This is a genomic window from Streptomyces sp. CB01249, assembly GCF_001905735.1.
GTDB lineage: Bacteria > Actinomycetota > Actinomycetes > Streptomycetales > Streptomycetaceae > Streptomyces.
In genome coordinates this window covers 1,751,072-1,763,242 of record NZ_LISW01000001.1, presented here as the reverse complement: position 1 = coordinate 1,763,242, position 12,171 = coordinate 1,751,072, and the positions used below count along the sequence as shown (strand labels likewise).

Below are 12,171 nucleotides of genomic sequence, written 5' to 3'. Positions count from 1 at the left end.
AACCGGCGTCCGCCCCGGTATAGGGAACGACATGACCACCCATGAGATCGGCCCACGCATGATGGGCGAGCGGCTGATGTACAACCGAGCGGTCCGCGTGGACGACCCGCGCAGTTGGCTGTTCGTCTCCGGGCACGAGGCCCGCGGCGACGACGGCGGCATCGCCCACCGGGGAGACATGGCCGGGCAGATGCGACTGACGCTGCGACGGTTGGGTGAAACCGTCGCGGAGGCGGGGATGACGATGGGCGACGTGGTGCAGATCCGCATCGCGACCACCGACCTCGCTTCGTGCAAGGCGCACTACGACGTGCTCCTGGACGGACTCGCAGCCGCTGGCTGCCGGCCGGCCAGCCTGCTGGCGGAGGTCAGCGCCCTGTCCGATCCGGACATGCTCATCGAGATCGAAGCCGTAGCATGCGGGCGTGTCTCATGAGATCTGCGCACTCGTCATAGCCGGGCCGGTCGATGCGCAGAGGGCGCACTCGGTGGGCCTTCGGGCCCTGCTCGTTCATGAGGGCGTCAGCGTGTTCCCGGTCAGCCACTACTTCTCCGCGTACTGGGCCGCGAAGCGCGGAAACAGTGCGCTGCTCGATCTGCCGGACGGCCTGTCCCTCCTGTTTCCGACGGAAGCGGTGTTGCGTGACCTCGTCCGTGAGGTGACCGGGACGGGCAGGCCGCGGTTCGCCATCATCGAGACGAACTACTTCGGTGGGGTCGGCGATCAGGGCGCTGTCGCGTTCCACGGCGAGGAGCGGTTGACGCCTGACGGGGCGTCCATCAATCAAGCACTTGCCGCCCTCGGTGTGCGGGCGACCGCTTCGACGGATGAGTTCGAGGTGATCGGACTGACCGGGTTCCGTCACAACCCGGAATACCTTGACGTGTACGTCGAGCTGTGCGAGGAACTCGGCCTGTAGCCGCCTTAGCTGCGGCAAGGACGCGGTCAGGGCAGCGGAAGCGCGAACGTATGGGCGCGCTCCGCGTCGCATCCCTGGCACGCGCCCACGAACCGGGAGAGCAGGCGGTCGCCCTGCTCGTGAAGGACGTTGCGCCAGGAACAGCGGAACTCCCCGCATGCGCAGGGGCGTTGAGCGAGGTCCACGAGCGCGGACAGGGTCGATTCGTGTCCCGCTTCGGCGACCGGGGGCGGCATGGCGCCCTCCGCGTCCGCCCCGTACAGCACATGCCGGGGTCGCCACCACGGCACGATCGCCGGGTGGCGGAGTCCCCTTCCCGCACACTCCACGCACCTGCCGGGACCGGCGTTGTTCGCGATGCACCAGCAGCGGTTGTAACGCCGCTCGTACGGGCGGCCCTCGCAGGTCAGGCACACCCCCCAGCCGTGGCAGTCGTCGCACAGCACACCATCGGCCGTGCTGCGCGTGAAGGGCGGTTGTCCGAGGCGTAGTTCGGGGTACGTCACCGGCGTCCACCCGGTGAGCGTCACGAGCCCGGACCGGCCGCCCTCGTACACCCTCACCTCGAGCTCCTCGCGCCGGGCCGTCCCCCAGCTCTCCCCGCCCCGGTCCTCCGTCTCGTTCCGGCGCACCTCCCAGCCGGCGTCGGTGAACGCCGTCAGGGTCTCCCCGAACTTCGAGGGCGAGGGGCGCCCGTCCCAGCCCAGCCCGATGAGGAAAACGGAGCGGAATCCGACCGGTTCGGGGTCGAGGAGCCGTACGGCGTCACTCCACTCACGGACGACCACCGGACCGTGGTCCGGGCGCAGGGCCGACGCGATGTCCAGCAGGGCCCCTCTGAGCCACACCGCACCGCTCGAAGCACCGGGCGCGCCCCGGTCCATGTGGTCACCGGTTGTCTCGGTCATCGTGGTGTCGGTCCGCTTCCGCTCGGAGGTGCGCATGAGGGGTCGATGGCTGATCAGGGGCTGACGACGAGTTGTCCGAGCCGCATGGCCAGCCACGGTTTACGGCCACCGGCCCGCATCCGGCCCGTCGCGACCGCCTTCCAGATGGGCGTGCGCCGGAAGGAGACCAGCAGGAAGGTGGCCGGGGCCGCGACGATCCGGCAGTCGTAGGCGCGCGGCGGGGCGTCGCGGGTCACCGTCACCGTCCCGTCGTCCACGACGACCGCGAGGCTCGGGCCGTCCTTGATCGCGAGGTCGAAGGCGATGCGCACGCCCTTCGCCTTCACCGGGTCGAGGGCCGCCGTCATCATCGTCGGCATCGACTGCCCCAGGACGAGACGGGCCTCCTCGTCGCCGATCGGCCAGGTGAGGCGGGCGCCGCGCGCGACGTCCAGCCCGTGCACAAGGGTCTCGCTGAGCATCAGGCCGGTCAGCGTCGCCAGGGTGAACGGCACCTCGTCGTACCAGGGCGGGGCGACGGGGGTGTCCGGGGCCATGCCCTCGGTGACCCGGAGAAACGTCTCGCACTGCTCGGCGATGAACTCCGGCACCTGCGCGCGTCGCTCGCGCTCGAACACGGTCACGGACCGCTCGTTGATGGCCGTGATCCGCTCGGCGAACGTGCCCTCGCCTGGTGGCGGGATGTCGCCCCAGTCCATCGCGCCGTCGCCCGAGACAAGTGAGGTGTACGCGAGGTAGACGGCCGCCAGGTGCGTGCCGACGTCCCCGACCGTCCACTCGGGGACACCCGACGCCGCGTCCGGATCGGACACGGCACGCAGCAGCTCGCCCAGCCGTGAGCCTGCGCCGGCCAGTGCGGCGCGGGTCCGCTCGTGCTCGGTGACGGTGCCCATGCAACTCCCCCAGGTCGCGAACGAAGCCGAAGATTACCGTCCAGTAGCCCCACAGCGACACCCCGAGACCCGAACTCCTGCTTCCCCGGCCGCGTTACGGTGCTTCTGACGGAAGGGCCCGGTGAGTGCAGTGGAGATGAGCCGCGCGGAGGCGGTCGCGCTCGTGCAGCGCATCATGGACGTGGATGACGCCTCCGACGACGAGATGGCCGAATCCCTGGACAGGCTCGACAGAGCCCTGGTCTGTCCCTCCGGTCACGTCAGCGACTTGATCTACTGGCCTCGGGAGCGGGAGCTCTCGGCCGAAGAAGTAGTCGATCAGGCCCTGGCGTATCGGCCGATCGCTTTGTGATCCGAGGAATCCGGGCACCGCCCGGCGGGGCGACCGACGTGCAGTGGGGCTTACGGTTTGTGGGTCACCCAGAGCGCTTCCGCCGGCCAGTGGTGGGCCCAGTCGGGTGGGTCCGTCTTGTTGTAGCCGTTGGCCGCTTCGGGGTCGGGGCGCGGTTCGATGAGGTCGTCGATGACGAGACCCGCGCCGCGCAGGACCCTGATCCAGTCGCCGTAGGTGAGCTGGTAGCTGACCGCACCCTGGTCCTCATCGATGGTGTCCAGGCCGAAGTAGTCCTGTTGCAGCGTCGTGGTCGCGCGGCTGGTGGCTTCGTCGTAGCAGGCTTCGAACCAGGGGCTGGCGACGTTGAACACCAGGCGCCCGCCTCGGCGCAGTACGCGTGCGGCCTCGGGTACGGCGACGTGCGGGGGTGCCCAGCTGAGCCCGCCGTAGTCGCAGAACACCAGGTCGAAGGTGTCGGCGGCGAACGGGAGGTGTTCGGCGGCGCCCTGCACCAGCGGGTAGCGGACCGGTCCCATCGTGCGAGCGGCGGCGGCAAGCTGTTCCTCGGACAGGTCGAACCCGACCACCGCGGCCCCCTCGGCCGCCAGCGCCCTGGACCACTGGCCGGCGCCGCAGCCGAGTTCCAGGACACGCTTGCCGGTGACGTCCCCCAGCGCTCGCAGGTGCGCGTCGGGGATCGCGTACGTGCCCCACAGGCGGGGCGTCGCGCCGATCCGCGCGTCGTGCTTGTGCTGGTAGGCGCCGCTGATCTGGTTCCAGAACCGCCTGTTGCCGGAAATGCTGTCCACGTACCGACCCAAGCACCACCCGCCGGGGGCGGTCAACGCGGTTGTGACGGCTCGCTCGTACGGAAGAGGGCCGTCCACAGGAAGCCTTCGCCGAAATGGGGCGAGCCGGGTGGCTCGTCCCGCATGCGGCGCAGTTCGACCTCCACGAGGTCGGAGAAGATCCAGCGCAGTGATGCGGGGGTGTAGGCGAGGCCGCCGTGCAGGCGGCCCTCGCGGTAGAGGTCCACGTCCGCGAGCTCGGAGCCCATTCCCTCCTCACCGGCCGCGAAGCAGGTCAGGGCGAGGTGGCCGCCGGGGGCCAGGACGCGATCGACCAGGGCGAGGTAGCTCACCCTGCGATGCGGTGGCAGGTGGTGGAAGCATCCGGAGTCCACGACCAGGTCGTACGGTCCGCTCAGCTCCGTGCCCGCCAGGGCGAACGCGTCGCCGCACACGAAGCGCGCCTCCGCCCCCGCACCGGCCGCGCGCTCCCGGGCCCACGCGATGGCCACCGGCGAGAGGTCCACGGCGTCCACCTCGAACCCGAGCGAAGCCAGGTACAGGGCGTTGCGGCCCGCCCCGCACCCCAGATCCAGGGCCCGGCCGGGCGCGATCAGGCCCCGTTCGAGGTAACCGGCCAGGCTCTCGTCCGGCTTCGCCGGGAAGAACGGAACGGGCCGCGACCTGTCGGCGTAGAACCGGTCCCAGAAATCCTTGCCGTCCCCCGCCGCCAAGTGACCGCTCCCGGATTCGGAGACGAACAACCCGTCCAGGAGTGCCAGAACATCTTCAACGGTACGCACGGTCCGGTCCACCCGGGCCCCCTTTCGACACGTCCGACCCTAGGAGCGCCGACACCGAAAAACCAGGTCGCCCCAAGCGCCCCACCAGCCAAAACGCACTCCTCCCGCCCTGCGCGAACCCCACCGGCACACCACCTCCCGCCCCGGCCCGGCGCCCGTTGAACCGCGCACCGAGACCCTTGAAGGGGCCGTCCACAGCCGCGCCGGGCGCACGAATTCCACGAGTCTCCGCGCCGGCCATCCAGGAGGCCGAGCACGTCACCTGACGGACGCTTCGCGCAGCCATCGCGCGTGGGCGCGGATGCGCGAGGGGTCCTCGGGGAAGCAGCTGTCCCAGTCCTCGTTCAGCGGGATCCAGACCGCCGGCTGACCGCTCTCCGCGTGCGGCGGCGTACCGGAGTCCACGATCGTGGCATACGACAGCCCGAGCGTCGCCGGCCATCGGGGGTGGTAGGAGCGCACCGTCGCCGTGGCAGGTTCCGGCAGCAGTTCCGCCTCCACCCCGGTCTCTTCGAAGAGCTCGCGTCGGGCGCCCTCGCGGGGCGTTTCCCCCGGCTCGACCCGCCCGCCCGGCGGAACCCAGCCCCGCCGCCTCCACCACTCGTTGCTCGAACGCGTCACGAACCATCGGGCCAACCTAAAGCGCGGGTCTGACAACCGGCCGCGACCGGACCGATGAGTCCACCGTCCCCGAGCGGTCTAACCACTGACCGACCCATTCACGGCAGGAGCGCCATGTCCACCATTCAGCCAGTGATCATCACCGCCCACCAGGACGTGCTGGCCGGGTTCTATACAGACCTCTTCGGGGCCGAGGAGATTTTCCGGGTGCCGGACGAGGGTCCGGTGTTCTACCTCGGTCTGCGTATCGGCGACACCGACCTCGGGTTGGTGGCCAAGGAGGGGGCGGAGGACGGCGGGGCACCTCGCATGCTGCTCAGCATCGGTGTGGACGATGTCGACGCGACGCTCGGGCGCGTGGAGGCGCTGGGCGGATCGGTCAGCGGCGGCCCGAAGGACATGCCGTGGGGACAGCGTGTCGCCCACGTCCTGGACCCCGACGGCAACCCGGTGAACCTCACGCAGCCGATCGGGGCCCAGTGACCGTTCCGGACGTCTGCCGGCGGACGGGAGGGCAACCTTCCGTCCAGGCCGGTCGTCCTGTACTGCATGCGAATCTCATTCCTCATCCACAGCGCGTACGCGATCGGAGGGACGATCACCACCACGTTCAACCTGGCTCGCGCACTGGCCGATCGGCACGAGGTGGAGATCATCTCCGTGCTCCGGAACAGGGAGCGCCCGAGCATCGCACTCGATCCGCGTGTGCGATTACGGCCCCTGGTGGATCTGCGGCACGAGAAGGACGACCCGCGACACCTCACCCCGGCGAAGGTCTTCCCCTCCTCCGAGTACCGCTACGGCGAGTACAGCGCGCTCACCGATGACCGCATCGGCGCCGCGCTCGCCTCGCTCGACGCCGATGTGGTCGTGGGGACACGGCCCGGGCTCAATGTCCACCTGGCGCTCCACGGACCCGCGCGGTCGGTGCGGGTCGGGCAGGAACACCTCGCGCACGACCACCATCCCGCGCGCCTGCGCAGAGCGCTGCGCCGGGCCTATCCGCGGCTGGACGCGATCACCCCGGTCACGGAGGCCGACTCGGCCGTCTACCGGCGCAAGATGCGGCTGCCGGGTGTACGGGTGGAGGCGCTGCCCAACAGTGTCCCCACCCCGGGCCTCGCACCGGCGGACAGCCGGGGGCGCATCGTGGTCGCCGCCGGGCGGCTGGCGCCGGTGAAGCGGTTCGACCTGTTGATCGATGCCTTCGCCTCGGTCGCGGCGGCGTATCCCGAGTGGCAGTTGCGCATCTACGGCAGGGGTGAGGAGCGGGAGCGGCTGCGCGCGCTCATCGACCGGCTCGGCCTGTACAACAACGTCTTCCTGATGGGTGCGGTGAACCCGATGGAGGCCGAGTGGGTCAAGGGGTCGATCGCGGCGGTGACCTCCGACTTCGAGTCCTTCGGCATGACCATCGTCGAGGCGATGCGCTGCGGCCTGCCCGTCGTGAGCACCGACTGCGCGTACGGCCCCGGCGAGATCATCGCCGACGGGGAGGACGGCCGGCTGGTGCCCGTCGGAGACCGGGACGCGCTGGCCGGCGCCCTGCTCGACCTCGTCGGCGATAACGAGCTCCGCCGCCGCCTGGGGCGTAACGCGGCGGAGAATTCCCGGCGTTACGGCCCCGAGCCCGTCGTGGCCCAGGCGGAGCGGCTGTTCGAGGAGCTATTGGCGTCCCGGCGTGAGGGACGGGCGGCGGCCGGGACCGGCCGCACCTTGGCGAACAGCGGTTTCGCGGCCAGGGACACGATGCTCGTGGCGGCCGGTCATGTCGTGAAGGCCGCACGGAAGGCGCGACGATGAGCGGCGACGGCGCAAACGCAATCGTGGAGAGGCCGCGTGGCGCGGTGACGGTGCGGGACGGAGGGCGTCTGGTCGTACGCGTCCAACTGGCCCTGTCCGCCTCGGCGCAGCCGCGGCTACTGCTTCAGCGACGCCCGAAGAAGGGGCAGCCGGAGGAGACCGGGCGCTCGCTCGTACTGGAGTCCGCACGGCCGGACGAGTGGCAGGCCGTGCTGGAGGCCGACCCCGCCCTTGAGGAAGGCCGCTGGGACGCCTATGTCGTGACCGGACCGGGCGAGGAGCGCGTGCCGTTGCTGCCCGGCCTGCGCGATCTGCGCGGACTGGTGTCCGGCGGGGATGCCGTACGGGGCACGCCCGTGGCGGTCCGGATCCCGTACGCCACCAAGGACGGCCGACTCGCGATACGGGCCTGGCGGCGCGCCACGCACGCGGAGGCCGGCCGGATCACCGTCGGGTCCGGCGCGATGACGGTGACGGCGCGGCTGTACGGTGCCGGGCTGGGCGAGGGCGCGAAGGTCGCCCTGGTCCGGCGCGGGCGGAAGCCCGTCGTGGTGCGGGGCGCGCTGAGCGCCGGGGAGGAGCAGGACTTCTCGTTCACGGTCGACTACGCGGACCTCCTGGCGGAGGCGGTGGGAGGCGCACCGGCCGTCTGGGACGTGTACGTCCACCCGCGCGCCGACGCTCCGCGGGTGCGGGTCGCCCGGCTGCTGGACGACGTCGCGGACCGGAAGACGGTGTTCGTCTACCCGGCGACCACGCTGGGCGGGATGTCGGTGCGCCCGTACTACACCCTCGACAACGACCTCTCCGTGGAGGTCGCACCGCAGCCTTCACGGTGAACGCGGCTCGTTCCGGGGGGCGCACTGCGGGCTTCGCAGGAGGTGTTCGGCCGACAGCACAGCGCAGGCCGCGACGGTCAGGAGCCCGCCGCAGAGGAAGGTGCCCCGCACTCCGGCGAGCGAGAGGACCAGCCCGCCGAGTGCGGCGCCCGCCGCGATTCCGGCGTTGTAGGAGCCGGAGTTCGCCGCGAGTGCGATGTCCGTGCGGCCGGGGGCGCAGTGCAGCATCGCGTTCTGGGTGGTCATGAAGACCGGTCCGAGTGCCGCGCCCATCAGCGTCAGGAACACCACCGTCGCCACGGGCTCGGTCCCGGCCGCGTACAGACCGAGCATGCCCACCGCCTGCGTGGCGACGGCGGCGGTCAGTGCCGCTCGTGGGAAACGGTCCAGCACGGCCCCGGTGACCGTCACTCCGGCCAGACACGCCAGGCCGAACGCCACGAGCAGGGCGCCGACCGCGCTCGTGGAGAACCCGCTCACCTCGCCCAGGAACCTGACGACGTAGGTGTATCCCGCGAAGGCCCCGGTGGCGGACAGGGTCCCGGCCGCCAGCACGACGGCGAACCGACGGGCATCGGGGCGGGAGCCGTGGGCGGCGCTCCCTTCCTCGGGACGGGACGTCGGCAGCAGCACGGCGATCGGCACCAGCGCGGCGAGCCCCAGCGCCGCGAGCAGGGCGACGGGCACCTGCCACGCGCTCTGCCGTCCCAGCCACGTTCCGGCGGGAACACCGAGTACGAGGGCGAGCGAACCGGCGACGGACAGCGCCCCGACCACACGGCCACGGACTCCGGGCGGGAACAGGCCGACCGCGACCGGTCCCATCACGGCCCAGAACAAGGCTTGAGCGAGGGCGGTGAGCAGCCGCGAGAGGAGGAGCACCCCGTAGGAGGCGACCGCCGCCGCGCACAGGCTGGACACGATCAGCACGGCCAGCAGTCCGGTGAGCACATGGCGTCGGGGCACGGCCCGCGTGGCGTGGGCGAGCGGGAGTGACGCGACGGCCACGGTCAGGCCGTAGCCGGTGACCAGGAGGCCGACTGCCGAGACCGGGACCCGGAGGCTTGCGGAGATCACTTCCAGGAGGCCGATCGGCAGGTTCTCCGCGGTGTTGAGGGTGAAGGCGGCCAGCATCAGGGCCGCAAGCACCGTCCATCTGTGCCACGGGCGCGGCGGGGGTGTGGTCCTGCGGTCCTCTCGCGTCCTCGCCCGTCCCGCCTGTTGCCCGGCACCGTCCATGGGGGCAGCCCACCGGGCTGCCCGGCCTCGCCGCAAGTGAATTCCCGGGGGCTCACCGGGCCTCTTCGTACGCGGAGGCCCGGTGAGCGCGGCGGGTCACTCCTCGTCGCGGAGCCGGGTCGCCAGGGCGGTCAGGGCTTCCGTTTCCTCGGTGTGGCCCAGCGCGGCCAGGCGCGGGATCGCCGTGTCGAGGCGGGTGAGGGCGGCGGCGGTGCGTTCCAGGTAGATGCCCTCCACGACGCCCGCGAGCCGGGTGCACTCGGCCCACTCGCCGGCGTTCTCCGGTCCCGGCTCACCGAGTCCGCCGAGGGCCTTCTCCAGGGCGGTCAGGGAGTCCTCGTACTGTCCGGCGTAGGCGTTGACCCGGCCGTGTTCGTAGGCGAGGGCGGTCTCCAGGGAGCGGCCGTGGGGCTCGTACCCGGCGGCGCGGGCCTCGTCGGCCACCCGGTCGGCGTCCGCGAGGCGGGCGAGGGCGTCGGGGAGTCCGTCGGTGCCCTGCTGCTCGGCCTGGAGGCGGGCGAGTTCGCGCAGGGCGTTGCTCAGCTGCTCGTAGCGCGGGGCGCGGGCGTGCGCGGTGAGCGCCTGTCCGATGGCTTCGGCGGCTCGGTCGAAGTCGCCGGCCTCGCCGAGAAGTACGGCCGTCTCCGCGGCGATCATGGCGTGGCTCCCGGGGTCGTCGTCCCAGTCGGCCGACTCGGCGGCGAGGGCGACGAACTCCGTGGTGGCGGCCTTGAGGTCCTCCCCCGCGTGCAGGGCGCGGGCCCGGTTCAGGCGGAGTTGGGCGGTGAGCCGGTCGTCCAGCTCTCCGGCGGCGATGTCCGGTTCGGCAAGGACGGAGTCGAGGAGGGCGATGGAGTCCTCGACGCGTCCCAGGTCCAGGCTGAGCTGGGCGGCGTTGCTGTAGGTGCAGAAGGCGTCCGTCCGCTTGCCCTGGCGGAGGTCCAGTTCGGCGGAGCGCGTCAGGTGGCGCAGTGCCTCCTCGGGGCGGCCCAGGTGCATGCACACCTCGGCCAGGTCGCCGTGGAGAGTGGCGGTGTCGGAGACCCGGGCCGGCCACTCGGCCGCCGCGCGTACGGCCTCGGACAGCTCCGCGTACGCGGCCTGCGCGTCCCGCAGGCCCATCCGGAAGCGGCCGCGCAGTCCGAGCGTGCGCGGAAGATGCCAGGCGGGGCCGTGCTGCCGCAGCCGGTCGGCGTGTGCGTCGAGCTCGGTGAGCGCGGTCGGCAGGTCGCCGGAGAGGGCGTGGGTGCCGGCCCGCAACAGGACGGCGCCGGATATCTGGACCGCCAGCTCGTGCCGGGTGGCGAACGTGTGCAGCTGCTCCACCTCGGCTGCCGCAGCCGCGAGGTGTTCCTCGCTCCTGGTGAGCTGCGCGCGCAGGCAGAGCGCGCTGGCGCGCATGCGCAGCAGGCGGCCTTCCTGGCACGGCGTGAGCCCCGGCGTCTCCTCGTGCAGCCGGACCACGTGCGCGTGGCCGGCGGTCAGCCCCTCGGCCTTCTCCTCGGCGTCGGCGGCCTCGCCGTCGGCCTCGCTCCTGGCGAGCGCGGCGGCGGCGTGGACGACCGCCGCGTCCCCCGGCAGCTCGGCCGCTTCGTACAGGGCGGCGGCTTCCGCGTAGAGGGCGGCGGCCTGCGCGTCGTCGTCCCGGTGGGCGGCGCCGGCGGCCTCGTCGGACAGCAGGTCCGCGCGCAGCCGGACGAGCGGGCCCACGGCCGGGTCCTCGGGGTGGTTGTAGTCGGGGGCGTCGACCAGCGTGCGCAGCCGGTCCCAGCAGGGCTGCGCCTCGGGGTGTCCCTGCTCGTCCAGTTCGCGGGCCCGGGCGATGAGCTCGGGGACCGTGTCCGGGACGGCGGGCGCCTGGTGGGCGGGGGGCGCGGCGGCCGGGGCGGCCGGGGACAGGTCGTCGAGGGCGCGGGTGCGCAGGGTCAGTTCCAGCGCGTCGAGCAGCGGTGCGCGGTCGAGGCGGACCTTGCGCCGGTCGGCGTGGGCCGTGGTGCCGTTGCGGGCGTCGAAGCGGGCGGCGAGGTCGTCGGCGCGCTCCCGGACCTCGGCACACAGTCCGGTCACGGTCCAGGTGCGGCCCGGGTACCCGGCGGCCGGCAGCTCGCCGTGGCCGAGGGATTCGACGCGCCGGAGAAGGACCTCGACGCCGGTCAGGAAGTCGAACTGGTCGAGGGGCGAGTCCACCTCGGAGAACAGGACGCGGTTCTCGGCGAGCAGTTCGAGCCCGCGGGCCTCGTTGCCGGTGAGGGCGCAGAACTCCAGGTGGCGGCCGACCTCCCCGGCCATCGAGGGGTTGCGGCGGCAGCCCCGGTAGCCGGCGAGGTGCAGTTCGCGGGCGCGGTCGGCGCCGCCGGTGCGCAGCAGGGGCAGCAGGGCGTACGAGAGGGAGCGGGCGGGCTCCTCCTGGCAGCTCTCCTTGCCGTCGAGGACGGGCTCCCAGGTGCGCAGGGCGCGGGCGTCGTCGCCGCCCTCCAGGTGGTGGAGGGCCCGTTCGCATATCTCGCAGGCTTCGCAGTCGCTGAACGGGGTGCGGGTGCGGGCCGCCCACAGCTCGTAGGCGGGGGCGGTGTCCTCGCCGAGGTGGGCGGCGAGCTGGTAGGTCTGGGCGTAGTACGGCTGGAGGCCGAGGCCGGCCTTCTCGTACCGGCCGCGCATCTCGGTGAGCCACTGCCGCAGGCTGGTCAGCGGGATCTCGGGCAGGGCGCGCAGGGAGTTCGCCACCCACTTGAACCGCCAGAACAGCAGATGGCGCAGCCGGTCGGTGAAGACGTCGGGCTGCTCGTCGAAGAGGGTGAGCAGACGGGCGAAGACCACGGGCGACTTGCGGGGCTCGGAGCCGTACGTGTACGCCTCCTGGAGCTCGAAGAGCGTACGGACGAGGGCCAGGGGGTCCTCGAACCGCTCGGCTGTCTCCGCGAGTTCCTCGGCGGCGACGGTGCGTGCGCGGCCGTAGGGGCGCCGCTGGTTCTCCTGGAGCGCGTCGTACAGCTCGTCGGTGTTCTGGGGTGCGGTCGGCATCG

General features: G+C 72.1%; 13 protein-coding genes. 6 read left to right on the top strand and 7 right to left on the bottom strand.

Annotated features, from left to right (window positions below; translation table 11 throughout):
- The first annotated feature begins 31 nt into the window (after window positions 1-31).
- Together AMK18_RS07500 and AMK18_RS07495 are read left to right on the top strand one after the other, a co-directional pair.
- Window positions 32-436 (top strand): Rid family hydrolase, encoded by a 405-nt coding sequence (locus tag AMK18_RS07500; RefSeq protein ID WP_018104874.1) that lies wholly within the window; start codon window positions 32-34, stop codon window positions 434-436.
- A complete protein-coding gene (locus tag AMK18_RS07495) occupies window positions 426-920 on the top strand; it encodes a hypothetical protein (RefSeq protein ID WP_073862147.1) in 495 nt (164 codons plus the stop codon). The genes AMK18_RS07500 and AMK18_RS07495 overlap by 11 nt, the downstream gene beginning before the upstream one ends.
- A gap of 26 nt (window positions 921-946) precedes the next feature.
- Here AMK18_RS07495 and AMK18_RS07490 read toward each other — a convergent pair whose 3' ends face one another.
- Together AMK18_RS07490 and AMK18_RS07485 are read right to left on the bottom strand one after the other, a co-directional pair.
- Complete coding sequence (locus tag AMK18_RS07490; protein WP_073862146.1) at window positions 947-1,864, bottom strand: hypothetical protein; 918 nt, start codon at window positions 1,862-1,864, stop codon at window positions 947-949.
- A 17-nt stretch (window positions 1,865-1,881) separates the two neighbouring features.
- Window positions 1,882-2,721, bottom strand: coding sequence for a maleylpyruvate isomerase N-terminal domain-containing protein (locus AMK18_RS07485; RefSeq protein WP_073862145.1), 840 nt, complete (start codon window positions 2,719-2,721; stop codon window positions 1,882-1,884).
- 136 nt (window positions 2,722-2,857) lie between these two features.
- Here AMK18_RS07485 and AMK18_RS07480 point away from each other — a divergent pair, with 136 nt between their 5' ends.
- Window positions 2,858-3,073 (top strand): e9imm peptide, encoded by a 216-nt coding sequence (locus tag AMK18_RS07480; protein ID WP_073862315.1) that lies wholly within the window; start codon window positions 2,858-2,860, stop codon window positions 3,071-3,073.
- A 50-nt stretch (window positions 3,074-3,123) separates the two neighbouring features.
- Here the strand turns inward: AMK18_RS07480 and AMK18_RS07475 are convergent, their stop codons facing one another.
- The 3 genes from AMK18_RS07475 to AMK18_RS07465 all read right to left on the bottom strand — a co-directional run bounded on the left by AMK18_RS07475 (window position 3,124) and on the right by AMK18_RS07465 (window position 5,267).
- Window positions 3,124-3,864: a class I SAM-dependent methyltransferase gene (locus AMK18_RS07475; protein WP_073862144.1), complete on the bottom strand. Its 741-nt coding sequence runs from the start codon at window positions 3,862-3,864 to the stop codon at window positions 3,124-3,126.
- A gap of 32 nt (window positions 3,865-3,896) precedes the next feature.
- Window positions 3,897-4,658 (bottom strand): class I SAM-dependent methyltransferase, encoded by a 762-nt coding sequence (locus AMK18_RS07470; protein WP_073862143.1) that lies wholly within the window; start codon window positions 4,656-4,658, stop codon window positions 3,897-3,899.
- 246 nt (window positions 4,659-4,904) lie between these two features.
- The gene (locus AMK18_RS07465; protein ID WP_241836482.1) at window positions 4,905-5,267 is read right to left on the bottom strand and encodes an NUDIX hydrolase; all 363 of its coding nucleotides are present in this window, start codon (window positions 5,265-5,267) and stop codon (window positions 4,905-4,907) included.
- A gap of 114 nt (window positions 5,268-5,381) precedes the next feature.
- Here AMK18_RS07465 and AMK18_RS07460 point away from each other — a divergent pair, with 114 nt between their 5' ends.
- From AMK18_RS07460 to AMK18_RS07450, 3 genes are all read left to right on the top strand, one after another.
- Entirely contained in the window at window positions 5,382-5,750 is a 369-nt protein-coding gene (locus AMK18_RS07460) for a VOC family protein (protein WP_026171754.1), read from the top strand.
- Between the two features lie 66 nt (window positions 5,751-5,816).
- Complete coding sequence (locus tag AMK18_RS07455; protein ID WP_073862142.1) at window positions 5,817-7,070, top strand: glycosyltransferase family 4 protein; 1,254 nt, start codon at window positions 5,817-5,819, stop codon at window positions 7,068-7,070.
- Window positions 7,067-7,909, top strand: a complete 843-nt coding sequence (locus AMK18_RS07450; RefSeq protein ID WP_073862141.1) for a hypothetical protein — start codon at window positions 7,067-7,069, stop codon at window positions 7,907-7,909. The genes AMK18_RS07455 and AMK18_RS07450 overlap by 4 nt, the downstream gene beginning before the upstream one ends.
- On the opposite strand, the gene AMK18_RS07445 is transcribed toward AMK18_RS07450, so the two are convergent.
- Together AMK18_RS07445 and AMK18_RS07440 are read right to left on the bottom strand one after the other, a co-directional pair.
- Window positions 7,901-9,043 carry an MFS transporter gene (locus tag AMK18_RS07445; protein ID WP_073862140.1) on the bottom strand — a complete coding sequence of 381 codons (1,143 nt, stop codon included), beginning with the start codon at window positions 9,041-9,043 and terminating at the stop codon, window positions 7,901-7,903. The genes AMK18_RS07450 and AMK18_RS07445 overlap by 9 nt on opposite strands.
- 201 nt (window positions 9,044-9,244) lie before the next feature.
- Window positions 9,245-12,169 carry a tetratricopeptide repeat protein gene (locus AMK18_RS07440; RefSeq protein WP_073862139.1) on the bottom strand — a complete coding sequence of 975 codons (2,925 nt, stop codon included), beginning with the start codon at window positions 12,167-12,169 and terminating at the stop codon, window positions 9,245-9,247.
- Window positions 12,170-12,171: the final 2 nt, after the last annotated feature.